Annotated in this window: 21 protein-coding genes; 9 read left to right on the forward strand and 12 right to left on the reverse strand. The window is 73.5% G+C overall.

Features of this window, described 5'->3' with window-relative positions:
• Positions 1-161: 161 nt before the first annotated feature.
• The 7 genes from ABZ635_RS10090 to ABZ635_RS10120 all read right to left on the reverse strand — a co-directional run bounded on the left by ABZ635_RS10090 (position 162) and on the right by ABZ635_RS10120 (position 10,474).
• Positions 162-1,883 carry a hypothetical protein gene (locus ABZ635_RS10090; protein ID WP_357761824.1) on the reverse strand — a complete coding sequence of 574 codons (1,722 nt, stop codon included), beginning with the start codon at positions 1,881-1,883 and terminating at the stop codon, positions 162-164.
• A 151-nt stretch (positions 1,884-2,034) separates the two neighbouring features.
• A complete protein-coding gene (locus ABZ635_RS10095; protein WP_357761827.1) occupies positions 2,035-3,285 on the reverse strand; it encodes a site-specific integrase in 1,251 nt (416 codons plus the stop codon).
• 58 nt (positions 3,286-3,343) lie between these two features.
• Positions 3,344-3,886, reverse strand: coding sequence for a hypothetical protein (locus ABZ635_RS10100; RefSeq protein WP_357761830.1), 543 nt, complete (start codon positions 3,884-3,886; stop codon positions 3,344-3,346).
• Positions 3,887-3,896: 10 nt separating this feature from the next.
• The gene (locus ABZ635_RS10105; protein WP_357761832.1) at positions 3,897-4,220 is read right to left on the reverse strand and encodes a hypothetical protein; all 324 of its coding nucleotides are present in this window, start codon (positions 4,218-4,220) and stop codon (positions 3,897-3,899) included.
• A gap of 330 nt (positions 4,221-4,550) precedes the next feature.
• On the reverse strand, positions 4,551-8,138 hold the full coding sequence (locus ABZ635_RS10110; RefSeq protein ID WP_357761835.1) for a TM0106 family RecB-like putative nuclease: 3,588 nt from the start codon (positions 8,136-8,138) through the stop codon (positions 4,551-4,553).
• A 189-nt stretch (positions 8,139-8,327) separates the two neighbouring features.
• Positions 8,328-9,071, reverse strand: coding sequence for a septal ring lytic transglycosylase RlpA family protein (locus tag ABZ635_RS10115; RefSeq protein ID WP_357761838.1), 744 nt, complete (start codon positions 9,069-9,071; stop codon positions 8,328-8,330).
• Between the two features lie 218 nt (positions 9,072-9,289).
• Entirely contained in the window at positions 9,290-10,474 is a 1,185-nt protein-coding gene (locus ABZ635_RS10120; protein ID WP_357761841.1) for a protein phosphatase, read from the reverse strand.
• A 162-nt stretch (positions 10,475-10,636) separates the two neighbouring features.
• Between ABZ635_RS10120 and ABZ635_RS10125 the strand changes: the two genes are divergently transcribed.
• Both ABZ635_RS10125 and ABZ635_RS10130 read left to right on the forward strand, forming a co-directional pair.
• Entirely contained in the window at positions 10,637-11,542 is a 906-nt protein-coding gene (locus ABZ635_RS10125) for an ADP-ribosylglycohydrolase family protein (protein WP_357761844.1), read from the forward strand.
• 207 nt (positions 11,543-11,749) lie between these two features.
• A complete protein-coding gene (locus ABZ635_RS10130) occupies positions 11,750-12,286 on the forward strand; it encodes a DUF6194 family protein (protein WP_357761847.1) in 537 nt (178 codons plus the stop codon).
• A 20-nt stretch (positions 12,287-12,306) separates the two neighbouring features.
• Here the strand turns inward: ABZ635_RS10130 and ABZ635_RS10135 are convergent, their stop codons facing one another.
• Positions 12,307-12,702 carry a helix-turn-helix domain-containing protein gene (locus ABZ635_RS10135; RefSeq protein WP_357761850.1) on the reverse strand — a complete coding sequence of 132 codons (396 nt, stop codon included), beginning with the start codon at positions 12,700-12,702 and terminating at the stop codon, positions 12,307-12,309.
• An 87-nt stretch (positions 12,703-12,789) separates the two neighbouring features.
• Between ABZ635_RS10135 and ABZ635_RS10140 the strand changes: the two genes are divergently transcribed.
• Together ABZ635_RS10140 and ABZ635_RS10145 are read left to right on the forward strand one after the other, a co-directional pair.
• Positions 12,790-12,942, forward strand: coding sequence for a hypothetical protein (locus ABZ635_RS10140; protein ID WP_357761853.1), 153 nt, complete (start codon positions 12,790-12,792; stop codon positions 12,940-12,942).
• An 11-nt stretch (positions 12,943-12,953) separates the two neighbouring features.
• Positions 12,954-13,601 (forward strand): DsbA family oxidoreductase, encoded by a 648-nt coding sequence (locus ABZ635_RS10145; RefSeq protein ID WP_357762201.1) that lies wholly within the window; start codon positions 12,954-12,956, stop codon positions 13,599-13,601.
• A gap of 176 nt (positions 13,602-13,777) precedes the next feature.
• Here the strand turns inward: ABZ635_RS10145 and ABZ635_RS10150 are convergent, their stop codons facing one another.
• Positions 13,778-15,448, reverse strand: a complete 1,671-nt coding sequence (locus ABZ635_RS10150) for an OmpA family protein (protein WP_357761856.1) — start codon at positions 15,446-15,448, stop codon at positions 13,778-13,780.
• A gap of 408 nt (positions 15,449-15,856) precedes the next feature.
• Between ABZ635_RS10150 and ABZ635_RS10155 the strand changes: the two genes are divergently transcribed.
• Positions 15,857-16,345 (forward strand): anthrone oxygenase family protein, encoded by a 489-nt coding sequence (locus ABZ635_RS10155; RefSeq protein WP_357761859.1) that lies wholly within the window; start codon positions 15,857-15,859, stop codon positions 16,343-16,345.
• 73 nt (positions 16,346-16,418) lie between these two features.
• Positions 16,419-17,411, forward strand: a complete 993-nt coding sequence (locus ABZ635_RS10160; protein ID WP_357761862.1) for a GNAT family N-acetyltransferase — start codon at positions 16,419-16,421, stop codon at positions 17,409-17,411.
• 13 nt (positions 17,412-17,424) lie between these two features.
• Here the strand turns inward: ABZ635_RS10160 and ABZ635_RS10165 are convergent, their stop codons facing one another.
• Positions 17,425-17,880, reverse strand: coding sequence for an Lrp/AsnC family transcriptional regulator (locus ABZ635_RS10165; RefSeq protein WP_357761865.1), 456 nt, complete (start codon positions 17,878-17,880; stop codon positions 17,425-17,427).
• Between the two features lie 111 nt (positions 17,881-17,991).
• Here ABZ635_RS10165 and ABZ635_RS10170 point away from each other — a divergent pair, with 111 nt between their 5' ends.
• Positions 17,992-18,402 carry a DUF2000 domain-containing protein gene (locus ABZ635_RS10170; protein WP_357761868.1) on the forward strand — a complete coding sequence of 137 codons (411 nt, stop codon included), beginning with the start codon at positions 17,992-17,994 and terminating at the stop codon, positions 18,400-18,402.
• A 58-nt stretch (positions 18,403-18,460) separates the two neighbouring features.
• Here ABZ635_RS10170 and ABZ635_RS10175 read toward each other — a convergent pair whose 3' ends face one another.
• On the reverse strand, positions 18,461-18,982 hold the full coding sequence (locus ABZ635_RS10175) for an N-acetyltransferase (RefSeq protein ID WP_357761871.1): 522 nt from the start codon (positions 18,980-18,982) through the stop codon (positions 18,461-18,463).
• 351 nt (positions 18,983-19,333) lie between these two features.
• On the opposite strand from ABZ635_RS10175, the gene ABZ635_RS10180 reads away from it, so the two are divergent.
• Together ABZ635_RS10180 and ABZ635_RS10185 are read left to right on the forward strand one after the other, a co-directional pair.
• On the forward strand, positions 19,334-19,816 hold the full coding sequence (locus ABZ635_RS10180; RefSeq protein WP_357761874.1) for a hypothetical protein: 483 nt from the start codon (positions 19,334-19,336) through the stop codon (positions 19,814-19,816).
• A gap of 178 nt (positions 19,817-19,994) precedes the next feature.
• The gene (locus ABZ635_RS10185) at positions 19,995-22,277 is read left to right on the forward strand and encodes a tetratricopeptide repeat protein (RefSeq protein ID WP_357761877.1); all 2,283 of its coding nucleotides are present in this window, start codon (positions 19,995-19,997) and stop codon (positions 22,275-22,277) included.
• Between the two features lie 107 nt (positions 22,278-22,384).
• On the opposite strand, the gene ABZ635_RS10190 is transcribed toward ABZ635_RS10185, so the two are convergent.
• Entirely contained in the window at positions 22,385-23,695 is a 1,311-nt protein-coding gene (locus ABZ635_RS10190; protein ID WP_357761880.1) for a DUF2716 domain-containing protein, read from the reverse strand.
• Between the last annotated feature and the right edge of the window lie 203 nt (positions 23,696-23,898).

Here is a 23,898-nt window from a genome sequence, read left to right on the forward strand (position 1 = left end):
TTCGTAGGCGGGCGCGACTACGTGGGCCTGTCCCTGCTGGACATCGGCATCCACGAGTCCGACCGCGAACACGCCTCCCAGCTGGCGCGGCGCGTCCGGGAGAGCGTCGCTCTCCCGGGCCCCACGGCATTCGGGGGGTGTCTCAGGGCCCCTTGCGGGTCTCAGCGCCAGGCCGGGCCCCACCCCGAGCTCTGGGAGACCCCGCGCGGTAGTTGGGGCAGCCCGGTGGGCGTGGTGGTCGTGTGTGCCGGTCGCGGGGCGGGTCGCGCACTCCCCCGCTCCGGTTCGGGATCGGCGGCGTCCTGGGGCGGGTGCGCGGGCGCGGCTGCTGCGGGCTGCGCCGCGTCCTGGTCGTGCCCTTGCCGTTCGGCCCGCGCGGGGGCCTCGGGGCCGGGGGTCTGCACCGCCGCGAACCGGGTGGTCATCGCGGGGGCGTGGTGCGCGTGGTCGGCCGGGTCGGGAGTGGCGCTCCCCCGGCCCTGTGCGTGGTCGGCCCGGTCGCGTGAGGTGTCCGAAGTCGGGTCCTGGGCCGGTGCGGCCCCGGGCGGCTCGGGCGCGGTCTCCTCGGGAGGGTCGCCCACGGGTGCGGGGTCCTCCAGGGGGTGTCGGCCGTCGGTGCCCGTGCCGGGCGAGGCGGGTCGGGTCTCCTGGGGCGGGTCTTCGGTGGCGGGTGCCTGGTCGGTGGACTCAGGGGGTCGCGGGGCGGGGTGGGGGGTGTCCTCGTCGTCGAGCTGGGGGACGAACCCGCGTACGCGCTGGGCCTCGGAGGCGGGGGTGTTGAGCACCACCGGTTCGGGCAGAGGCGTGTGGTCCTGTGCGTCCGGGTCGGGGATGGCGGGTTCGGCCGGGGCGACGCGCTTCCACCACAGGGCGGCCTCGTCGGGGTCGAGTTCGGAGTCGACCTCCAGCCAGCCGCGTACGTGGGGGTGGCGGCGGCCGGCGTTCCAGGAGCGGGGGTAGGGCTGTTCGTCCAGGACCAGGACGTGTTCGCCGTCGATGGTGGGGATGTCGGCGGGGACGCCTTCGTTCCAGACCCAGGAGCCGTCGTGGGCGACCAGGTTCCACCAGCCCCAGACGGTCTGGGCGGCGGGGTCGACGGGGCCGTCGCGGAAGGAGGTGGTCCAGCGCGGGTCGGGGGCGTCGCCGGGCAGGCCCTGTCGGTGGGGGCCGATGAGGGCGTCGGCGAGCAGGGTGTGGAGTTGGAAGTTGTCGCCGATGCCGTCGAAGAGGACGCGGAAGGCGCGCCCGGAGGCGCGGTCCATGACCAGGGCCGAGGAGGCTTCGGCCATGCTGAGGAGGGCGCGGACCTCGCCGAACTCGGTGAGTTGGTCGCTGAGTTGGTTGGCGATGGCGACGAGTTCGGCGTGCAGGGCGGGGTCGCGTCGGGTGTGGGCGCGGACGCTGGATTCGGCGAGCATGGTGCGGGCGGCCAGGCCGTGGCGGCGGATGGTCCACCAGCACATGGTGGCGGCGGGGGCGTCGGGGCCCAGTTCGGTGGCGACGCGTGCTTCGGCGTCGGCGGTGACGGCGTCGGGGTCGGGGGGTGGTCCGCCGCCGGTGCGTTCCCAGGCGCGGAGGAAGACGATGGCGCCTTTGCCCATGGTGCGTAGGCGGTGGAGGATTTCGGTTCCGGCGGGGCCGGGTTCGGTGCCCATCTCGACGAGGGCTCCGGCGACCACGGACAGGTCGGCGATGATGCCGGGGGCGGCGTGGTCTCCGGTGAGTAGGGGTGTGAGGGCTTCCAGGGCCAGTTCTCGTTCGGAGGTGGGGATCTGGGAGGCCAGGAGGTAGACCTTGTGGACGGCTGGCGGGAACTGTTGGGGGTCGGTGGCGACGGAGGCGTCGATCAGTTCTTGGAATGCCGCGCGAAACTCGTCGACCATGGGTCCGTCCCCTTTCTCACGCAACCAACCTAATGTCTCATCAGGGAAGGATCGCACTTTAACGGCCAGTATCGGGTGTTGCTGATGGGTTTGTTGGAGATTCGAGATGCGGGGGTGGCCTTTGAGTCGCAGGTCACACGCCCTGCGGGGCTCACAGGCCCAGTCTGGTGACCGCGTTGTCCTCCAGCGGGTTGGCGGTGCGGATGTAGTCGTGGACGGTCTGGGCGTTGGTCCACCGGCCCTGGCGCATGATCTCGCGGTCGGTGGCCCCGCCCAGTGCCGCCTGGGTGGCGAATCCGGCCCGTAGTGAGTGCCCGCCGAAGTCGTCGGGGTCCAGCCCGGCCCGTTGCGCGTAGCGTTTGACCAGGTTGCCCACGGCCTTGGGTGTCATCGCCCTGTCCGCTGGGCGTCCGTGGCGGTCCACGGACGGCAGCAGCGGGCGCTGGGTGCCGTCGGCCAGTTCCAGTCGGGTCAGGCCCTGGCAGGAGTGGGCGCGGGCGGCGGGCTGGGGGGCTCGGGGTCGCTGGAGCCACTCCCGTACCGCCTCGCCTCCCCCGTCGCGGTGCACCACCAGCAACTGTGACCAGTCGACCACCGCGCACACCGGGCAGGTCGCGCGGTGGCGGCCCCGGGGTAGCGCGACCCGTTGGTGGGCGCGGCCCTCCTGGTCGGTCTTGGTCGCCCACAGTGACGCCACCAGGGTGGGCGCTCCCGTGGCGGGGTCGGTGCGGGTCTGGAGGTCGTCGAAGGTCAGTCCGGCCAGTTCCGAGCGGCGTAGCGCCCCGGCGAACCCGGTGAGCAGCAGTACGGCGTCGCGTCTGCGCGCCACTCCCCCGGGGTGTCCCTCGGGTGGGCGCACCGCCAGCATCGCCTCCAGGGTGTCCAGTACCACGGGGGCCTTGCGGCGCGGGCGGGCCCTGCGGGTGCGGCGGATACCGCGCAGGGTCATGCGCACCACTTCGGCGCGGGTGGGCGAGTCCAGGCCGTGGGCGCCGTGGACGGCGGCGATGGCGGCCGAGCGGCGTTCCAGGGTGGCGGGTGAGTAGGCCCAGGTGGTGCCGTCCTGGCCGCGTTGTTCGGCGCAGGCCGCGAGGTAGACGGCCACGTCCACGGGGTCGGCCGGGAGGGAGGTGCGCTGTTCGGCCAGGCACCAGGCGCCGAAGGAGGTCCAGTCGGCGCGGTAGGCGCGCAGGGTGGCCGGTGACTGGGCGTTGGCCAGGAACCGGCCCAGGGTGTGGGCCTGTTCGGTGTCGAAGCGTTCGCGGACCCGTTCCAGGGCTCGGGTGTCGACCAGGACGCCGTGGTCCAGGTGTTGGAGGCGGGCGCGCACGGTGGTGGGCAGGGCGATCTCGGCCCGGGGCTCGGGTTGCGGGGAGGCGTCGGTGGTGTCCACGGGTTCCATTGTGACCCGGGTGGGGGCCCAGGAGTGGCAGGCGGGGCGGTAAGGGGGTGGTGGGGTCTCAGCCGGACAGGTGGGCGCTCAGCGCCGCCCAGAGTTCGCCGGGTGAGACGGTGAGCAGGAGCAGGCCCACCGAGAGCGCCAGTGCGACGGTGAAGGCGATGGCCGCCATCTTGCGGCGCAGTACGGTGGCGGTGACCGCTCCCAGGGCCGGGACGGCCCAGGCCATGATCAGGAACCACACCAGGGCGGTGCCGATGGCGCGCACGGCCTGGGCCTCCTGGTCGGCGAGCGCGCCCGGGTCGGGTGCGGCGGCGGGGTCCAGGGGCAGGGTGGCGGTGTCGAAGGCGTTGAGTCCGGCCAGGAGCAGGGCCAGCAGGGCCAGGGGGCTGCCCAGGCCCCACAGTGCCCACAGCACGACCCACAGGGCGGTGACCCGGCGGTCGGGGGGCTCGGCGAGGGTGAGCGGGGTGCGGCTGAGCGGGCGCCGGTCCGGGGTGCTGCCGGGTTCGACGCGTCCCCGTTCGGTGTGGTCCCGGTCGTTGGCCGGGGCCTGGGCGGACCCCTTGAGGGGTTTGCGGCGGTTGCGTTTCTTGGGTGACACCCCCGGGAGCCTACCCGGCCAGACCGGCGGCGTGGATCACCACCACGAACACCACGGGCCAGACCAGCAGTACGAGCGACCACAGGGCGGCCCTGCGGTCGCCGGCCACGGTGGCCACGGCCGCGGCCAGGAAGGGCAGGCCCACGGCGGCCCCGAAGGCGAGGGTGAACCATTCGGCGGCCGATCCAGCGTGGGAGTCGGCGTCCACGCCCATGAGGTAGCCGAAGGGGCCCAGGGCCAGGGCGAGCAGGGCCAGGACGATGATGACGACACGGATGCCGGTGGGGTGGCGGGTGTTGCGGCCACCGCCGGAGGAGGAGGGACGTTCAGACACGGGGGCCGTGGTGCCTTTCGAGAACGGTGGCGGGCCGGGCGGCGTGGCCCACCAGCGGGCGTGGGGGTGGGCTGGGTGGTGTTCGCCGGTGCGGGTGCGCTGTCGGCCGTGTCCGCGCCGCGCGGCCCGGTGGGCGCGGGTGCGGTGGGGGCCGGGCAGAACATCCGCGCAGCCGCGGAACACTCCCTCGCGTGTGCACGCCGTGGCCCGCGCGCGGCGCGCGGGGGCGCTCGCGGTCGGGCGTGGTGTGCTCCCTAAAACGTACTCCACCTGGGGGGTGTCCGAAACCCGGGAGCGGGGGCGTGTGGGGTGGTTCTCACGGTGGGCCGGTCAGGGGTGGGGCCAGGGGCGGGCGGTGGTGACCAGTCCGGTGAAGGAGGCCAGCAGGCGTAGTTCGTCGATGGTGCGGGGGGTGGTGGTGAGCAGGTCGGGTGAGTGCACGACCACGGCCAGGACCTGGGCGCGGGAGAGGGCGACGTTGAGCCGGTTGCGGTCCAGGACGAAGGAGGGGCCGCGGCTGGTCTCGGCGGCGTCGGAGGTGGTCATGGAGCACAGGACGGCCGCGGCCTCCTGGCCCTGGAACTTGTCGACGGTGCCCACCCGTACCCCTTCCAGGGCGGGGGTGTGGTGTTGGGCGTGGGTCAGGGCCTGGCGCAGGGTGCGTACCTGGAGGTTGTAGGGGGCCACGACGAGGATGTCGTGGCCGGTGAGGGGGCGCGGTCCCTGGTCGGGGTCGGTGGTGACGTGTTCGGTGACCAGGTGGCGGGCGGTGGCGACCACCGCCTCGACCTCCTCGGGGCTGTGGGTGGTGCGGCCGGTGTGGTGGACGGGCAGGGTGTACACGCCCGGTGTGAGGCGGGTGGGTGCGGTGGGGGTGCCCAGGGTGCGGTGGGCGGTGCTGGGGTGGGCTTGGAGGCGGCCCTGGTAGGACAGGGCGGAGACGGGGGCGCACACCTGGGGGTGCATGCGGCGGGTCTGGTCCAGGAAGTAGCCCAGGGCGGGGTCGATGATGGGGTCGGTGCCCATGAGGTGTTGGAGGGCGGAGGCGTCGGCGCCCTCGGTGTGGACCCCTTGGACGACCTGGGGTAGTTGTTGGGGGTCGCCGAGCAGGACGAGGTTGCGGGCGCTGGCCGACACGGCCAGGGTGTCGGCCAGGGCGAACTGTCCGGCCTCGTCGATGATGAGGACGTCCAGGGGGTCGGCGACGGTGTCGGCGCCGGACATGCCCCAGGCGGTGCCGCCGATGAGGACGGGTTGGCCCTGGGCGGTGCGTTTGGCCCGCCAGTTGGCCAGGACCTTCTGGCTGGAGGGTTGTTCCCAGGGGGCGTCGGGGTCCTTCTTGCCGCCGCGGGGGCGTTTGGCGGCGGCCACCTCCAGGCCCTGTCGGTCGGCGGCGCGCAGGGCGGCGGACATGACGTTCTCCACGGCCTTGTGGCCGGTGGAGCACACTCCGACGCTGCGGCCCTCCTTGATGAGGTGGGTGATGAGTTGGGCGGCCAGGTAGGTCTTTCCGGCGCCGGGCGGGCCCTGGACGGCGAGGTAGGAGTGGTCCAGGCGGTCCACGGCGGCGATGGCGGCGCTGATGGGGTCGCCCGGGTCGGGGGCGGGGAGCGGGCCGGGCGGGTTCAGGCGCGGGGGCAGGCGGCGCAGGACGTCCAGGCCGGGGTGGTGGGGCCAGTGGGGCAGGTCGGCGACGGCGGTGTGGGCGACGCTCTCCAGGGCGCCGTCCTTGGGTTTGGGGTCCACCGGGGAGCCGGGCAGGGCCGCCACGGGTGCGCGGGAGACGGTCTGGTCGGGGTGGGCGGTCTCCACCAGGGTCAGGGCGTCGGGTTCGGCGCGCACGACCGTGGCGGGGTGGGTGGTGGCGGCCTGGCCGGGGGCGCCTGGGTGGAGGAGGTGGACGCTCTCGCCGGTGGTGAAGGGGTTGGGGTGGGCGCGGTCCAGGCGCATGGACACCTCGCGGCGGGCTTTGGTGCGTCGTCCGGTGGGTTCCTCCCACTCCCCCACGTGGACCTGCCAGGGCACGGCGCAGTTGCTGTCGGTCTCCAGGTCGGCCAGGGGTGCGCTCTGGCGTTGGAAGTGTTCGCGCCAGGGCGGGGTGTTCTCGCGCTGGTAGTAGCCGACCAGGGCGGCCAGGGCCGCGCGGGGTGTGTCGTCGGGGGTGCGCTGGTCGGGGTCGGAGGGGACGTGGGCCAGGAGGGGTTCGGTGAGGGCGGCGTGGCGGGCGGCCCTCTCGGCGCGTTTGCGGGCGCGTTCGGTCTCCTCTTCGGAGAGTTCGAACTGGATGAGGGGCCGGTCGGTGATGCCCTGTTGGGTGCGGTGGGTCTCCAACCAGTCGCGTAGGCGGGCGGTGGAGTGGCAGTCGTCGCGGTTGTAGGCGGCGATGTCGGCCAGGACGCGTTCGGCGGTGGGGGTGTCGTCGGCCTCGCGGGCGGCCAGGTAGGCGGCGTAGGCGTCGATGCTGGAGGCGGCGGTGGTGACGCCGCCGTCGCGGCCGGCGCCGAGGTAGAGGGGTTCGAGGTACTTGATGGAGTAGGAGCGTTGGGACACGCGCAGGCTCTTGCGGACGACGGTGAACAGGTCCACGAGGCGGTTCTCGCGCAGGAGCCGGTTGACCTCCTCCTCGCGGGTGTCGAACTCGGCGCTCAGGTGGGTGAGGCGGTCGACCTCGTAGGAGGCGTAGTGGTAGACGTGTGCGTTCTCGTCGGCGTCGATGCGGGCGGTGGCGAAGTCGACGAAGTCCTCCAGGGCCTTCTTCTCCTGGGCGCGGTCGTGGGCCCAGAAGGCGTGGAAGGTCTCCTGGCCGTTCTCGTCCTCGGTGGTGGCGCCGAACAGGTATTCGAGGCCGCGTTCGCCCTGGCGGGAGTGGTAGGGGTAGCCCTCCATGTCGAAGAAGACGTCGCCGGGGCTGGGTGCGGGCAGGGTGGCCAGGCCTTCGGGTGAGAACACCTCGGCGGTGACGGTGCCCTGGGGGTTGGTGGGGGTGCGGGTGGTGTCCTGGCGGACCTGGAGGGCGGCTTGGGCGCGGAGTTGGTCGAAGGAGCGGCGGGGCAGGGTGGTGGGGCGGGCGTGGTCGGGGGCGTGGGCCAGGGCGTCGATGGTGTCGATGCCGGCGTCGGTGAGTTTGGTGGCCTGGTCGGTGCGTAGTCCGGCGACCAGTGACAGGTGGCGGGCGTCGGTGCGGCCTTGGGCGCACCAGGTGGCGTAGCCGCAGCCGTCGCAGGCGGGGCGGGGTTGGCCCCAGGTGGGTGTGGGCAGGGCGGGTTCGGTGGCCAGGTGGGTGAGGAGGCGTTGGGTGACGGTGGTGAGGATGGGGGTGAACTCGGCGGTGGGCAGGGTGTGGGTGTGTTGGTCGCCGGTGAGGAGGTGCATGTGGTGGGGGGTGTGTCCGTGGAGGACGGACACGGCCTGGGCGTAGGCGGCGAGTTGGACGACGGCGGCGGGGCCGGGGCGGCGGGCGAGTTTGGTGTCCCAGGGTTCGTAGGTGTGGGGGGTGGGTGCGTTGGGGCGGGGGGTGCCGGTGGTGGGGTCCAGGTCGGAGCGGATGAGGAAGTCGGCGCGTCCGTGGAAGGCGACGGTGTCGGTGAGGGGGTGGTGGAAGGACGCCTGGTAGATGACGGGTGCTCCGGCGGCCATGGCCTGGGCGGTGGCGTGGGCGGCGGCGGCCAGGGAGTGGTCGTCGGCGGTGGGTGGGTCGATACGGACCAGGTCGTGGCCGAACAGGGTGGTCAGGCGGTCGAGTTCGGCTCTTTCGTGGAGGTCGCCGTGGTGGGCGACGAGGGTGTCGACCTCGTCGGGGCGGGGTGCTCCGGGCACGTGGGCGGCCAGGGCGCTCTTGAGGGCGCTGCGGTGGTCGCACTCCAGTGTGTCGACGAGGTCGGTGGGTGAGACGACCCAGCCGGTGGTGGTGCGGAACAACGCCCGACTCCCCTTGGTGTTGTGGTGTCTGCGGTGGTGGGGATTGTGCCATGCCGGGGTGACGTGTGGGTCTCGTTCGCGCCGGTGGGGCGGGGGTGGCGCCCCCGGGAAGGGGTGGGGGTGAGGGCGGCGCGCCCCGCACCCGTTGGGGGTGCGGGGCGCGCCGGGTGCGGCTGTTGGGGGGTGGGGTCAGCCCACGACCTCCCAGGCGACGGTGCCCACGCCGGCGCCGGTGCCGATGATCTGGTCGAAGGCGGCCGTGGACAGGTCCAGGCAGCGTCCGGCGATGAAGGGGCCGCGGTCGTTGATGCGGACCGTGACGGATTTGCCGTTGTTGGGGTTGGTCACCTTGACCATCGTGTTGAACGGCAGTGTCTTGTGGGCAGCGGTCATGCCGTAGGTGTCGAAGGTCTCGCCGTTGGCGGTGGTGGCTCCGTGGAAGCCGTCGCCGTAGAAGGAGGCCTGGCAGGTGCCGCCCTCGCCGGTGCCCTGGCCGCCGCTGGAGCCTTCGGAGGTGCCGGTGTCGCCGGAGGGTTCCTCGGGTGCGGTGGTCTCCTCCTCCTCGGGTTCCTCGCGGATGTCGGAGCCGGTGGCGGTCAGGGCCTGGGGCGCTGCGGCCTGGGTGCGGTCCTGGTCGTCCTGGGGCGGTTCGGTGTCTGGTGCGGGCTCCTCGACGACGAGCGTCTGGGGTTGGGCCTGCGGGATGCCGGCGGCGTTGGTGGCGGTGCCCGGGTCGGTGCCGGTGATCAGGACGGCGGCTGCCGCGGTGCCGCCCACGACCAGGGTCAGGCCGGCCGCGGAGGCCACGACCAGGGCCCGCTTGCGTCGTGAGCGTGAGCGCGCGGCGGCCTGGCGGGGGCCGACGACGGGCGCGGCCTCGGTGGCCGGTTCGTGGTCGTCGGCGGGCGGGATCTGGGGCTCGTTGGTGCCCACAACTCAGTCCTTCGAACGGGAACAGGGGTGTGGCGGTGGCTCTTCCGGGCGCTCGGCCGTGGAAGGCGCGGTGCGCCGGTGGTGCGGGCTCCGGGTGTCGGTGGAGCCGAGCACGGGTGACAGCGGGGACCGCCGGTGGCATCGCACGGGGTCCGGGCGCAGAGCCTAGGGGTAACGCGAGGGTAACGGTACCGGAAAGTGCCGGTTTGTGGAACTTATCACCCGCTGTTCTGGAAGGTTCTCAGTTCTGGTCGGCGCGGGGGCAGCCCGTGGGGGAAGAGGCTGGTCAGGGGGTCGGGCAGGGGTAGGCCGTGGAGTTCGGCGACCGCCTGGGACAGGGTGGGGTTGTCCAGGTGTCCGCCCACGGCGGGGATGAGGGCGGCCATGGTGGGCAGGGGCGGGGCGCCCAGGGAGGCGGTGGCGTAGCGGGCGGCCACCGCCGGGGTGCGGGAGGCGCCGGCCCAGCAGTGCAGCAGGACCCGTTTGCCCTCGGCGCGCAGCGCGGCCACGGCGGAGGCGGCCTCGTCCAGGGTGAAGTGCAGGTTCGGGTTGCGGCCGGGGGTGTCGTGCAGCCACACCCGTACCCAGTCGGCCCCGGCCAGGTGGGGTGCGTCCCGGGGGTGGGTGCGGCACAGGGAGACGACCGCGTCCACCTGTTCGGGGTGGGTGCGCAGGTGGTCGAGGTTGCCGAGCAGGACGTCGGGGTCCAGGGGGTGGGGTACGGCGAAGGGCGGCAGACGCTGGTCGGGTCGGTGGCGGATGGGCAGGTGGGGCCAGCGGTCGGGGTGAGGGCCGTTGAGGGCGGCCAGGGCCGCGGTGGTCAGCGCGTGGGGGTCGGTGTGTTCGCTGAGCCCCCGCAGTGCCTGGAGGGGCAGGGCCGAGGCGCCCCAGCGGGCTCCGGCCAGCGCTCCGGTGTACATCGCGGCCGGGTCCCCGTGGGCGTGGTGGGCCGCCCAGACCGCGTCCACCAGGTGGTCGCAGGCGAACACGCCCCTTGCCGGGGCGTCGGCCGGGACGGGGGTGCGGGTCAGGGCCCGCCAGGACACGCCCAGGGGATCGTTGTGGGCGGTGTGCTCCAGGGCGGGCTGCGAGGCGGGGGCTCCGCCGGTCAGGACCAGGGAGCGCAGGGTGCGCACCCACGCGGCGTGCTCGGGCGAGCGGGCGGGGGGCGCGGCGGTGCGGTGGCGCAGCGCGGTGTGGACCAGCAGGGCCAGGGGGCGGGGTCCGGTGCCCTCCAGGGGGCCCGGTTCGGGCGGGTCGGTGGCGGCGGAGGCGAAGCGCTGTGCCAGGGGTGCGGGGGCGCCGACCAGGGCCGCTGCGGCCAGTGTGCCGAGCAGGGCGCCGACGGCGCGGTCGTGGGAGGGTTCTTCGACGGGGCGTTGGTGGGTGGGGGCTGGTGGCACGGTGCTCCTTGTGGGGGCGGTCGGTGCGGGCGGGTCCAGGTGGGGGTCTTCCCCGGAGCGGACTCTGGGGCACGTGCTGTGCCGGTTGTGGTCACGTGGGCGCGGGGTGGGCGGTGCGGGAGCGTGGACAGTGGGGGCCCGGCGCGTGAGGATGGGGGTGTTATGCACACCATCGACGTCGCGCGCCCGGTGCGCGCCCTGGGGTCCCTGTCCGCTCTGGCCGTGGGTGACGCCTTCGGCTCTCAGTTCTTCGTTCCCGACAACCGTGTGTTCCTGGAGGAGCGCGAGTTGCCGCCCGGTCCCTGGCAGTGGACCGACGACACCGAGATGGCGGCGTCGGTCTACGCCGAGGTGGCGCGTGGTGGTGTGGTGGACGCCGACCGGTTGGCGTCCTCCTTCGCCCTCCACCACGACTTCGACCGGGGGTACGGTCCGGCGACGGGGCGCTTGTTGCGTCTGGTGCGCGAGGGCGGTGACTGGCGGTCGTTGGCGTCGGGGTTGTTCGAGGGGGCGGGGTCGTTCGGGAACGGGGCGGCGATGCGGGTGGCCCCGTTGGGGGCCTGGTACGCCGAGGACCTGGAGGAGGTCGTCGAGCGGGCGCGGGTGAGCGCCCTGGTGACGCACACCCATCCCGAGGCGGTGGACGGCGCGGTGGCGGTGGCGGTGGCCGCGGCCCTGGTGGCGCGGCGCGAGCCGTTGGGCGCGGGCCCGTTCCTGGACGGGGTGGTGGCGTGGCTGCCCGGGGGGCGGATGCGTGAGGCGGTGCGGGACGCCCGTGCGCTGCTGGTGACCTCCGACCCGGTGGCGGTGGCGCGGGAGTTGGGTAACGGGTCGCGGGTCAGTGCCCTGGACACGGTGCCGTTCGCGTTGTGGGTGGCGGCGCGGTTCCGGTCGGGGTTGGCGTCGGCGTTGTGGGCGACGGTGGCGCCGGGTGGTGACATGGACACCACGTGCGCGGTCGTGGGGGGTGTGCTGGGGGCGGGGATGACGGTGGGGTCGTTGCCTCGGGAGTGGGTGGAGCGTACGGAGCCGTTGCCCGCCTGGGCGTTGGAGGGGGCCGTGTCCTAGGCGCGGGTGCCGGGGCCGGGGGTGGTGTCCTCGGCGGGTGTGGCGGCGATGATGGCGTCGAGCAGTGCGCGCCGTGGTGGCTCTGGTGTTCCTGCGTTCGGCTGAGCGGCCCCGGCGAGGGTGAGGCTGGTCAGTATTTGAGGGTGTGCGAGCTTTCTGTGGTGCTCAGCGAACTCTGGGTCGGTGAAAGTCTCACAAAGCGGTTGAATGACACACTTGAAGGGAGGGCGGTCACTGGGGGCGCCCGGACCGGGTGAGGGGGACGTGGTGGACCAGGACGAGGTGCTCGGGTTCGTGCGCGGGCTGGACGGGGTGCGGGTGATGACGGCCGGGGTCGGGGACGGCTCACCCGAGATCGCGTGGGGTGACTCCTTCTTCCTGTACGAACCGGACGGGCGGGCGCGTGATCGGGCGGGCTTCGCGCCCTTCGCGACCCTGGTGACCAAGGACTATCCGGGTTTCGACACCGCCTCGCGCCTGGATCGCCCCGGGGTGTTCCGGGTCAACGCCGCCGTGGGTCGGGTGTCGTTCGAGGAGGTGGTGGGCCGCTCCCCCGCCGCGTACGCCGGGAGCGGGCGGGGGTGTGACGCCTCCGAGCTGGACCGGTTTCTGCCGCACCCGGTCTACGCCGCCCAGGGGTGGGTGTCGGTGCTCAATCCCGGGCCGCGCACCGCCGATCGCACCCGGGAGTTGTTGGTCCTGGCCCGGGCCAGGGCGGTGGCGCGCTACCGGGCCAGGGGTTGAGGGCCGCTCCCCCCGGGGGGTCAGGCGTGGTCGCGGTCGTGGCGCTCGCGGGCGGCGCGCACGTCCTGGCGGTGTTCCTGGGCCCAGCGGTCCAGGGCGGTGAGCGGCTCCAGCAGGGTGTGGCCGAGCGCGGTCAGGGAGTAGTCCACGCGCGGTGGCACGGTGGGGTGGGCGGTGCGTTCCACGAGCCCGTCGCGGACCAGGGCGCGCAGGGTCAGGGTGAGCATGCGCTGGCTGATGCCCTCGACGGCGCGGTGGAGTTCGCCGTAGCGGTGGGTGCGTCGCCCGAGCAGGACGATGACGAGCACGCTCCACTTGTCGCCGACCCGGTCCAGGACCTCGCGGACCGGGCAGTCCTCGGGGTCGGGGGTGAGGTCGCGTTCGGTCAGGGGCACAGGGGTGTTCGTTACGGACATGGGAGTTCCTTTTGAGGCCGGTCTGTTCTGCCTGCATACTCACTGATCAGTAGGTTACGCACAAGAAGTGAGTGAGGGGTGGTGGGTGTGGGCGAGCCGCAGCGGCGAGCGCAGGACGCGCCGGAGCCCGGGATCGTCGGAACGGGCGACGGGGAGAGCGTTCCCCTGCCGGAGGTCGGCGGCCTGGTGGTGTTGGGGTCCGAGGACGCGCCCGCGTGCTCGGACGGAATCTGCTGGTGAGGGGGGCGAGCGTGCGGATCGAGGTGTGGTCGGACATCGTGTGCCCGTGGTGCTACATCGGCAAGCGGCGCCTGGAGCGGGCTCTGGAGGGTTTCGAGCACGCGGAGGAGGTCGAGGTGGTCTGGCGCAGCTTCCAGCTCGACCCGGGCTTCCCGCGCGGTGTGGGCGAACCGGTCCTGGACTCCCTGGCCAAGAAGATGAACGCCACCCCCGACCAGGTCCGGGAGATGACCGCCCAGGTCCGCGAGGTCGCGGCCGCGGAGGGGCTGCACTACGAGTTCGACGGCGCGGTCATGGTCAACACCTTCGACGCCCACCGGCTGACCCACCTGGCCCGGGAGCGGGGGCTGGGCGGACAGGCCCACGAGCGGCTCATGCGGGCCCAGCTGGTGGAGGCCCGTGACCTGGGACGGGTGGACACCCTGGTGGAGCTGGCCGTGGAGATCGGCCTGGACGCCGAACGGGCCCGAGCCGTCCTGACCACCGACGCCTACACCGCGCAGGTGGAGGAGGACGTGCGCACCGCCCGTCGGCTGGGTGCCACCGGGGTGCCGTTCTTCGTCGTGGACCGTGCCTTCGGGATCTCCGGGGCCCAGCCCCTGGAGGTGTTCACCGCCGCGTTGGACCGGGCGTGGCGGAACCGGGAGCCTCGGAGCTGAGCCCGGCCGGTGGCGGTCCTGCCTCTGGGAGGCAGACCGCTCCCCCGTGAGGGGGTGGGGGTTCGCCCCCGTGGGAGGAGGCACCGGTCATGACCGGTGCCTCCTGTGGTTTCCCGTGGTTTCCCGCCTCGGCCCCGCACTCCCCTGGGCGGGGCGGTCGCGCGTCGCGGGGGCGGCTACCGGACGGGGACGTCGGGGATCTCGCCGAAGGCGCCCGCGTACAGGGTCATCTGCGTCACGTCCGTGCTCGGGGCGGGGAAGACCGCCAGGGCCAGGTACTCCTCGCCCGGGGAGAGGGTGAGGACCTCGTCCGCGAAGTCCTCGTACTCCCCCTCGCCGGCGCGGATGCGGATCACGTACCGGATCACCCCGGTGTCGGGTTCCTCCAGGCGGAAGCCGCCCATGGTGCCCTCGGTGTACTGCTGGGGGCTGCCGGGCAGGAACGCCTCGTCGCCCTCCAGGTCGGCTTCGAGGTCGGTGAGGGTGGAGTTCTGGAAGCCCACCATCTGGAACAGGTAGGCGCCGTCGCGCACCAGCGGGTAGACGTTCAGGTCGAGGTCGTTGTGGACGGCCGTGGTGAAGGGGTCCAGTTCCTCGAAGTAGGCGGCCGGGGGGCCGACGTGGCGTTGGGCCGCGTCCAGGCCCGCGCCGTCCTTGCCGGTTCCGTCGTCGGACAGCGGCACCTCGTAGGAGAACTCGACGCGGCGGTTGCGGGCCCGCGCCTGCTCGTCGTCGTCCCCGCCCTCTTCGGCGAGGAGTTCGGTGCTGCCGCGCCCTTCGGTGACCAGTGTGAAGTCCGAGCCCAGTTCCTCCTCCAGCAGGGCTCGCACGGCTTCGGCGCGTTCTTCGGACAGGGTCTGGTTGTAGGTGTCGGAGCCCGTGCCGTCGGTGTGGCCGACGATGGTGACCCGTACGTCCTCGCCGAGGTTCTCGCGCAGGGACTGGGCGGCCTCCCGGATGGTGGCGGCGGCCTCGTCGGTGGGGTCGGACTCGTCGAAGGCGAACATGTTGTCCGCGTGCAGGGCGATGACCTCCTCGTCGCCCGCGCGGGTGGTGGAGGCGGTCGAGCTGTCCACGAAGCTCTCCATGGTCTGGAGGAACGCGGTGGTGTCCAGGCCCGGTCGCGGCGGGGTCTCGGGGTAGACGATCTCGTCTGTGGGCAGGTCGCCGTTGATGACCCAGGTCTCGGGGTCGATGTAGTCGTGGACGTCGGGTTCGGGGAGCGGGGTGAAGGTGTCGACGCGGGTGACGGGGATACCGGGTACGTGGGCGGCGGTCATGCCGGTCAGGGTCAGGAAGTCCACGTCCTCGCTGGGGGCGGGGAAGTAACGGCGGATGGGTGCGGGCAGGCGTTCGTGGATGGGGACGAGGTCGCTGCCCTCGATGAAGTAGCTGCCGTAGGGTTCGCCGTGTTCGGGGTCGGTGATGGGGAGCAGGACCTCGCCGGAGACCGGGTCGACCAGGCGCAGGGGTGCTCCGGCGTAGGAGACCTCTTCGCCGTTGATGGTCTCCAGGATGGTGCGGCTGAAGTCGATCATGAGGTATTCGCCGTTGTTCTCCAGCGCCTCGATGGTGATCTCGACGCCGACGTCGTTGCCGCCCTCGACGAACATGCGCCCCTGGCGTACGAAGGGCAGTTCGACGTCCTCGGCCAGGATCGGCTGGTCGCTCTCCTCGACGGCGGCGGGTGCGGCGCCGTCACTGTCGGAGGTCAGGTCGCGGAGCAGGCCGCAGGAGGTCAGGGCCAGGCTCAGGGCGAGGACCGCGCCGGTCAGGCCCAGGGCGCGTGGTGTGGAGGCCCGGGGCGGGCGGGTCCGAGGGGCGCTGCCTGGGGCTCGTGGGGACATGGTCGGGGGACTCCTCGCGGTGGTGGCGCGCTCCGGCCGGGGTGCCGGTGCCGTCGGTCAGCTGGTCAGACGCGCGCGGTGGCGGTCTGGTTGCGTTCGTGGGCCCGGTGCCACCCGCTCGGCGTGGCGGGTGGCGGGGCCGGGGGCGTTCCCCCGGGGCGGGGTGGGGTCGTGCCGCCCTTGTGGCGGGGGCGTGGGGAAGGGGTCGGTGCGTGGGGCGGTACCCGGCCAGGACGGTTCCGGCTGGGGCGTCGCGGGGCCGCGCGGTAGCGGTAGAGGGTGAACGGGTGTGCGCGGGGGCCTCCTGCCGGGTGTGAACTCCGTGGCGCGCCGGGCCCCGGGGGTGCTTGGATGGGGGCGTCACGTGACCCGTGTGCGGCGCGGACGAGGAAGGGCGGGCGCGTTCCCATGATGGAGATGGTGTTCGGGGTCGTTCCGGTGCTGGCCGCCGTGTTGACCGGGTTGTTCGCCGGGCTGTTCCTGTCCTTCTCGATGGCGGTGATGCCGGGTCTGGCGCGTGCGGGTGACCGGTCGATGATCGACGCGATGCGGGGGATCAACACGGCGATCCTGAACCCGCTGTTCGCGCTGGTGTTCGTGGGCGCCCCGGTGGCGGCCCTGGGCACGACGGCCCTGTACGCCTCCTCCGGCCCGGTGCGGTCGCTGGTGTGGTCCGGCGCGGCGCTGGTGTTGCTCCTGGTGGCGGTGGTGGTGACGTTCGTGGTGAACGTGCCCCGCAACAACGCCCTGGAGCAGGCGGGCGAGGCCGATCACCTGCGGGACCCGGCCGCGGTGCGGGCGGCGTTCGAGCCGGGGTGGGTGCGGTGGAACCACGTGCGTTCGCTGGTCTCGGTGGCGGCGCTGGTGTGTGCGGTGGTGGCGCTGCTTCCGGTGTGAGCCGTGCCGGTGGTTCGCGGGTCGGGGGCGTGGTGTGCTCGGGGTGGGGCCCGGTGTGTGACACCGTGGCGGGGTGGACCCGCACATCGAGACCTTCGACCCCGCCGTGACCGGCGCCGATGACCTCGCGTCGTGGACGTCGGTGTTCACCGACGGGCAGAGCGAGCTGTCCGGTGGCGCTCCTGCCCCGGCCGAGGAGCTGGCCGCCCGTCTGCGTGCGGGCAGGGCGGGGCGGGCGTGGCGTTGGGCGGCGCGGGCGTCCCGGGGGCACGCCATTCATGGTGTGGCCGAGTTGCGGCCCCGGCACCATGACGAGCGGATCGGGTTCCTGCGGTTGTTCGTGGCCGACACGGCGCGGCGCCGGGGCAGCGGTCGGCGGTTGCGTGAGGCCGTGGTGGCGGAGGCCCGTGCCCAGGGGATGGACCGGCTCCAGTGCACCGTGCTGGTCGGGGAGCCGGGTGAGCGCTTCGTGCGGTCCAGTCCCTACCTGCGCTCCCTGGTGCGGTTGGAGCTGCACAAGCAGTACCTGGACGAGGAGACGCTGCGGCGGTGTTGGAGTGTGGCGGCCACCCCGGCTCGCGGGTACCGGCTCACCCACTGGGAGGGTGCGGTGCCCGAGCCGTTGGCGGCGTCCTTCGGCCGGGTCATGGCTCATGTGGGGGACGCTCCGGGCACGCAGGCGCGCCAGGGGGCGTTGGCCTGGGACGTGGCGCGGGTACGTGAGTGGGAGCGCCGGGTCACCGAGGACGGTTCGCGGCTGGTGGTGGGTGCGGCCCTGGACCGCACCTCGGATCTGGTGGTGGCGGCCACGGTGAGCACGGTCTCCCGGGGGTCGGTGGCCGACCAGCACGACACGGCGGTGTTGCCCGCCCACCGGCGCAAGGGGTTGGCCAGCCGGGTCAAGGCCACCCAGGCGCTGCGGGTGCACGACCTGTTCCCGCACGTGGAGGCGGTGACGGTGACCGTCGACAGGGAGAACCGGGGGATGCTCGCGGTGAACCGGTCCCTGCGCTACCAGCTGGTGAGCGAGCGGTTGCTGGTCGAGGAGGGGCTGGAACGGCACTGAGGGCGGGGTGGTCTCAGCCGAGCGGGTCGCTCACGTGTTTGCGGGCGCTGTCGTAGATGACCTGGCTGCGGAAGGAGGCGACCTCACGGCGTTCGGTGAGCCGGTCGATGAGGAAGCTGTGCAGGGAGTCCAGGTCGGGGACGGACACGTGCACGAGGAAGTCCTGTTCTCCGGAGACCACGTAGACGGCGAGGACCTCGGGTAGTGCGAACATCGCCGACTTGAAGCCCTCGATGGCGCGGCGGCTGGGCGGGCGCAGCCCGACGGACACGAACGCCTCCACCCGCCGGTTGAGTGCCGCGGGGTCGATGTCGGCGTGGTACCCGCGGATCACCCCGCGCTGGTGGAGCAGGCGCACGCGTTCCAGGCAGGTGGAGGGCGCCACGCCGAGCGTGTGCGCCAGGGCCCGGTTGGTCTGCCGTGCGTCGCGTTGGAGTTCACGCACGATCGCCGAATCTAGTTCGTCCATATCGGCCATCGTAGGCCGATGGTCGAATAGTGTTCGGCGATCTGTCCAGGGTGATGTGTCTGTGGCTAGTTTCTGCGTTATCCACAAGACGGATGAACGGGGAATCGTCGCATGAGCATGTCCACCAAGCTGGTTGTCGTCCTGCGTTCGGACCTGGGGCTCGCGGTGGCGGCCAACGCGGGAGCGGTGCTCGGGTTGGCGTTGGGTGCGCGGTTGGAGAACTCGCTGGGGGCCGACGGCAAGGACGCGGGCGGGGGCCTGCACGCCGGGATCAACCCGCACCCGGTGCCGACGCTGGCCGCTTCGGGTGCCGAGTTGCGCCGTATCAAGGAGCTGGCGGACGAACGGGACCTCACGGTGGTGGAGTTCAACGAGGTGGCCCGCCGCTCGCGCACCTACGCCGACTACCTGGACCGGCTGGAGCGGACTGGTCCGGGCGACGTGGAGTACGTCGGCTTGGCGGTGTTCGGGCCCAAGAAGGACGTGAACAAACTGACCGGCGGGTTGTCCCTGGCGGGCTGAACGCACCGCTGCCCCCGCCACGGAACCGCTGTTCCGTGGCGGGGGCAGCGTCGTCGGGTCAGACCCCGAAGGCGTCCGGGTAGCGGATGGTGCCGCGCGGGGTGGCGCGCGAGGGGTCCAGGGACAGGGCCATCATGGCCTCGTCGGGGACCTCGAAGGGGGCGCGCACGCCGTGGCCGGAGGCCGGGGTGAACCCGAACCGGGGGTAGTAGTCGGCGTGGCCCAGGACCAGGACCAGGTTCTCCCCCAGGTCGCGGGCGGCCCGGAGTCCGGCGCGGATGGCGGCCGAACCGGCTCCGGTGCGCTGGTGGGAGGGCAGCACCGCGCACGGGGCCAGGGCCAGGGCGGGTGCGCCGTCGACGTGGCAGCGCGTGAACAGGGCGTGCCCGACCGGGGTGCCGTCGGTGTCCTCGGTGACGATGGACAGCCCCTCGATCCAGGCGTCGGTGTCGGCGCGCAGGGCGTCGACGAGGTCGGCCTCGGCGGGAGTGGGGAAGGCGGCGCTGACGATCGCGTGGATGCGGGCGGTGTCGGCGCTGGTCTCGGGCCGGGTGGACCAGTGGTGTGCGGGGTGGGACAAGGGTGTGGACCTTCGTGTTCGGGGGTCCCGCCGTGTGGTCAGGCCGGGACCCGTGGGACGCGGGTGCTGGGGGGCGCTCGTGGCGTCGCCGGTCGCGACGGTCATCGGTTCGCTTCTGTTCGCGCGGGTCGGCTCTCGGCTTCGCGGGGTCCAACGCTAGCAGGGGGCGGGGTGTTCCCCCAGGTGGGTGCGGGCGCGGGTGGCAGCGGGGGCGGTTCGGGGCGTTCGGGAGGCCTTCGGGCCCGCTGTGCGCGGCCCCGGGGGCTGGCTAGGGTGTCTGGTCCACGGGGCTTTCGCGGTTGCCGGGCGGCCCCGTGGACCAGTCGGCGCGAGGCTAGGGAGTGGCGAGCGGTGGAGCTGTTCGAGGAAGGTGCCAAGGTCCTGACGCAGGAGATGGTCAAGGGCGGCTGGACCGTGGTCCGGGGGTGGGTCACCCGGGTGTTCGGGGGGGATGGGGCCAAGCGGGACAGGGCTTTGGAGGAGCTGGAGCAGACCCGCCGCGACCTGCTCGAGAGCGGCGCGGACGCCGTTCCGGTGGAGGAGGTGGAGCAGACCTGGCGGACCCAGCTGCGTCGGCTGCTGCGTGAGGACCCGGAGGCTGCCGCCGAGCTGCGCGCGCTCTTGGACGAGGTGGCGCCCTCGGGGTCGGGCAACGTCACCAACATCGCCGGTGACGTGCACGGCACGCTCATCCAGGCGGGCACGATCCGGGGTGGTGTCCACCGGAACGTGACGGGTGTGGACGGTGACCGCGTGGACCCGCGCGGTGCCCGGTCCGAGCCTGACGTGACCGGTACCCGGTACCCCCACGGGGGCGGCCGCTGCGAAGGCTAGGGGCGGTGCGGGTGGGCCGGAGTGGACGCTGCGGGTTCGGCAGTCCCGGTCGGCCGTCGCCCCGGTGTGGGCCGGAGCGGTGGGCGCGGCGACCGGGTGCGTCGTGTGAGCGGGGGGTGTGGTGGGCGCGGGCGGTGGACGAGCCGGGTGCGTGTCCTGGGCCCGGGGAGGGTGAGCGGTGGATTCGGGTGAACGGGAGGCGGGACGGGCCGCCAACACCGCCGGGCACGTGTGGGGGACGCTCACCCAGGTGGGCACGGTCAACGGCGACGTCCGCGTCGACGTCGGCGGCGGACCCGCCCGGGGCGCCGCGCAGACGCTGCTGACCCTGCCCTCGGTGGAGGCCGGTTTCACCGGCCGGGAGGTGGAGCTGGAGCGGGTCCTGGCGGTGCTCGATCCTGAGGCGCGCGGCGTTCCGGGAGTGGTGGTCTCCCAGGGTATGGGCGGGATCGGCAAGACCCAGCTGGCCCTGGCCGCCGGGCACGAGGCGCTTCGGCGCGGCTGGTTCGCGGGGGCGCTCTTCGTGGACCTGCACGGGTACACCACCCCGGTGGACGGGGACCGGGCGGTGGAGTCCTTCCTGCACGGGTTGGACGTGCCCGCGCGGCGCTGGCCCGATGACCCCGAGGCCAGGCGGGGGCTGTACCGGTCGGCGCTGGAGGAGCGGTCCCTGGAGCTGGGCGGGCCGATCCTGGTGGTGGCCGACAACGCCTCGGAGGCCGCGCAGGTGGTTCCGCTCGTGCCGGGGCGGGCCCGCCACCGTCTGCTGACCACCTCGCGTGACCGGTTCGCCTCCCATGGCTGGCGGCGCGTGTCCGTCGACCACCTTCCGCAGGACCGCGCGGTGCGGCTGCTGGCGGAGGCCCTGCGGGTCGGTGATCCGGACGATCCGCGGGTGGCGGATCAGGCGTTGGCCCGGGTGGCCCGGGCCTGCGCGGGGCTTCCGCTGGCGTTGCGCGTGTGCGCCGCGCTGCTGGGGGCGGCCCCGGACATGACCGTGGTGGAACTGGCACGGACGCTGGAGGAGAGGAGAGAGCGGCCGTCCCGGCTCAGGGACGGCTCCCGCAGCCCGCACACGGTCTTCGAGCAGTCGCGTGCCCGGCTGGCCCCGGAGGTCGCCGAACTGCTGGCCCTTCTCGGGCTGGCCCCGGGGCCGGACGTGTCGACGGAGGCGGTGGCGGTCCTGGCCGGGACCACCGTCTCCGAGGTGGTGGGGCGTCTGCGCTCCCTGGCGGCCGCGCACCTGGTCACCGGTGAGGCGGGGCGGTGGCGGATGCACGACCTGGTCGCCGACTACGCGGCCTCGCTGAGCGCCGGGGAGGGGGCTCCGGCCCGATACGCCCGGGCTCGGACACGGCTCTTCGACCACTACACGGCCCGTGCCGACCACGCCCGCCTGCACCTGGTGGCGTTGCCGGGGAGGGCGGCCCCGGCGACCTTCGCCGATCGCGTGTCGGCGACGGAGTGGCTGGACGCCGAACGGGCGGTGCTGATCGACACCGTGCACGAGGCCCACCGCCTGGGCGAGACGCGAACGGCGGCCGAGCTGCCGGTGTACCTCAACACCTATCTCAAGCGGCGCCGGGACTTCACTGATCTGGTGTCCGTGCACACGATCGCGATCGACGCCGCCAGTGGTACCGGGGACGCGGTCCGTGAGGGGATCGCGTGGAACAACCTGGGGGCCGTGGTGCGTGAGCAGCGGCGCTTCGGTGAGGCCGTCGACGCCCATGAACGGGCTCGGGTCCTGTTCGCCGAGCGGGGCGACGTGCACGGGGAGGCGGTGTCGTGCGGCGGGCTGGGTGCGGCGTTGATCGAGGAGCGCCGTTTCGCCGAGGCCATGGTGGTCCTGCGTCGTGCCCTGGCGATGCTCACCCGGGTGGACGACGCGCACCGGGCGGCCATCGCGTGGAACAACCTGGGGGTGGCTCTGCGCGAGGAGGGCCGGTACGCCGAGGCGATCGAGGCCCATGAGCACGCCCTGCGGGACTTCCACCGTCTGGGTGACGCCCACTGTCAGGCCCGGGTGTGGGTCAACCTGGGGGCGGTGGCCCGGGAGGAGCGCCGCTTCGACGGGGCTCTGGAGGCGTACGCGCGGGCGCGGGGCGTCTTCCGGGAGTTGGGCGACACCCGGGAGGCGGTCAGCGCGCAGGCCGGGGTGGGCACGTGCCTTCGGGATGTGGGACGCACGGAGGAGGCACTGGCCCTGTTGGAGGAGGCGGCGGAGTTCTTCGCCGAGGAGCGTGACCCGCACAGCGAGGGGTGGGTGCGCCACGAACTCGGGTTGGCCTGGGTGGGGGCGGGGGAACCCGCCGGGGCGGTCCCCCAGTTGGAGCGCGCGGTGGGGCTCCTCGGGGAGAGCGCGGACCCCCATCGCGGGGAGCTGGCCGCGGGGGACCTGGCCCGGGCCCGGGCGGCGCTCCCGTCGGGTGAGGGCCCGGCCGGGGTCCCGGGGTCCTGAGTCCCTGGCGGGAGGCCCGCCGAGGGGCCCCGGGGCCCGGTCGGGGCCGGCGGTTTCGGTCCTGTGCCGCCCGCCGGACGCGCCCGTACGGGAGTACTCCTGCGGGGTCAGCGCGCGGGGCGTCCGTCCCGGCGCAGGGGGGCTCCCAGCAGCCGGTCCAGGTCCGCCGCCACCACGTCGAGCAGCTCGCGGCCGAACACGCACAGCGTGCCCTGGCCGTGTTCCCAGGGGTGACCGAAGGTGCCCAGGCGCAGGTCGTGGGAGAGGTTGAGCGAGTAGTCGCCGTCGGGGAAGGCGCAGGCGGGGTGGCGGGGCCGTTCGTCGCCGCCGACCCGGCGGGGGTCGTACCGGCGTCCGATGTGCTGCCAGTCCAGGGAGTACAGGTGTTCGCCCGGCGGGACCCCCGCGGTGAGCGCGCGCCGTATCACCCGGTTGAGTTCGTTGATGCGTGCGGAGTCGCCCGTGACGGCGCGGACGGGCCAGGTCGTCGAGGGGGTGGGTTCGACGATGCCGGGGAAGACGGTGGTGCTGGGGGTGAAGAAGAAGCGTTCGGTGAACCGGTCCCACACGTCGTCGTGTTCGGGGTCGTCGTGGAGCTCGGTGACGGGTCGGGTTCGCGAGGGTGTTCCGGGTGGGGTCCAGGTGTGGGTGCGCACGGTCGCGATCCGCCGCAGGCCCGAGTCGAGCAGCAGTGCGTGCAGGTCGGGTTGGGCGGCGGGGTCGATTTCGGCGGCCATGAGGCGGGCCTCGGCCTGGGTCCACACCCACCACAGGGGCAGGACGCGGCCCGAGGTGGCGTGCCGGGCCCACTCCCCCAGGAACTCCGGGCGCGGTGAGGTCATGCCCTCCAGGACGACGAAGGGGGTCCCGGTGCGCAGGGTGGCCCAACTGGCGGCGGTCACCCGGGTCCCGCGTACGAGGGTGAGGGTGCGGTTCTCGAAGGCGGTGCCGTCCGCCTCGTGTTCGGTCAGGGGGCGCCGGTGCGGGCCGGTGTTGGCGGCCAGTCGGCGCACGGCCTGGGCGGAGACCCGGTCGTTCTCGCGCAGTACCTCGTCCCCCGGGGGTGGCGGGCTGGGCAGGTCGGCGAGTTCGGCGACCAGGACGGAGCGTTCGGCCCCGGGGTGGAACCCGGCGGCCTCCAGCGCGGGGGCCAGGCCGGTCGGGTCGTGGTCGTGCACCGGCCAGTGGGCGGGTTCGCGGTGCGCCGCGAACCGTGCGCGCTGGCGGGCGACGAGGGCGGGCAGGTCGGTTCCGGGCGGCAGGGGCCCGTGGTCGACGACGCCGTGGGTGCCGTAGTGGGTGCGGGTGAGGCGTCCGCCGTCCAGGAACCGGTCCCGTAGGTGCACCGCCCCGGCCTGGGGAGGTGAGGGGAGGTGGCCGCGCAGGTGGGTGTCGTAGGCATGACGGAACTCGTGCAAGGTGGTAGCCAGGAGGGGTGAGGGGGCGGGAGGGGGCGCCCCATTGTGCCAGGGTCGGGCCCCTGCGGTTCCACCCCGTGCGGTGCCGTGGGAGCCGGAAGCCGGGGTGGCGGTGTCCGATTGTCGAGGCCGGTCCGTAACCTCGTCGGCGGGCGTTCTCGTGCGCGGCGCCTCGGACACCAACGGACGCCGTCCCACTCGGT

The organism is Nocardiopsis sp. NPDC007018, from assembly GCF_040635075.1.
Lineage (GTDB): Bacteria > Actinomycetota > Actinomycetes > Streptosporangiales > Streptosporangiaceae > Nocardiopsis.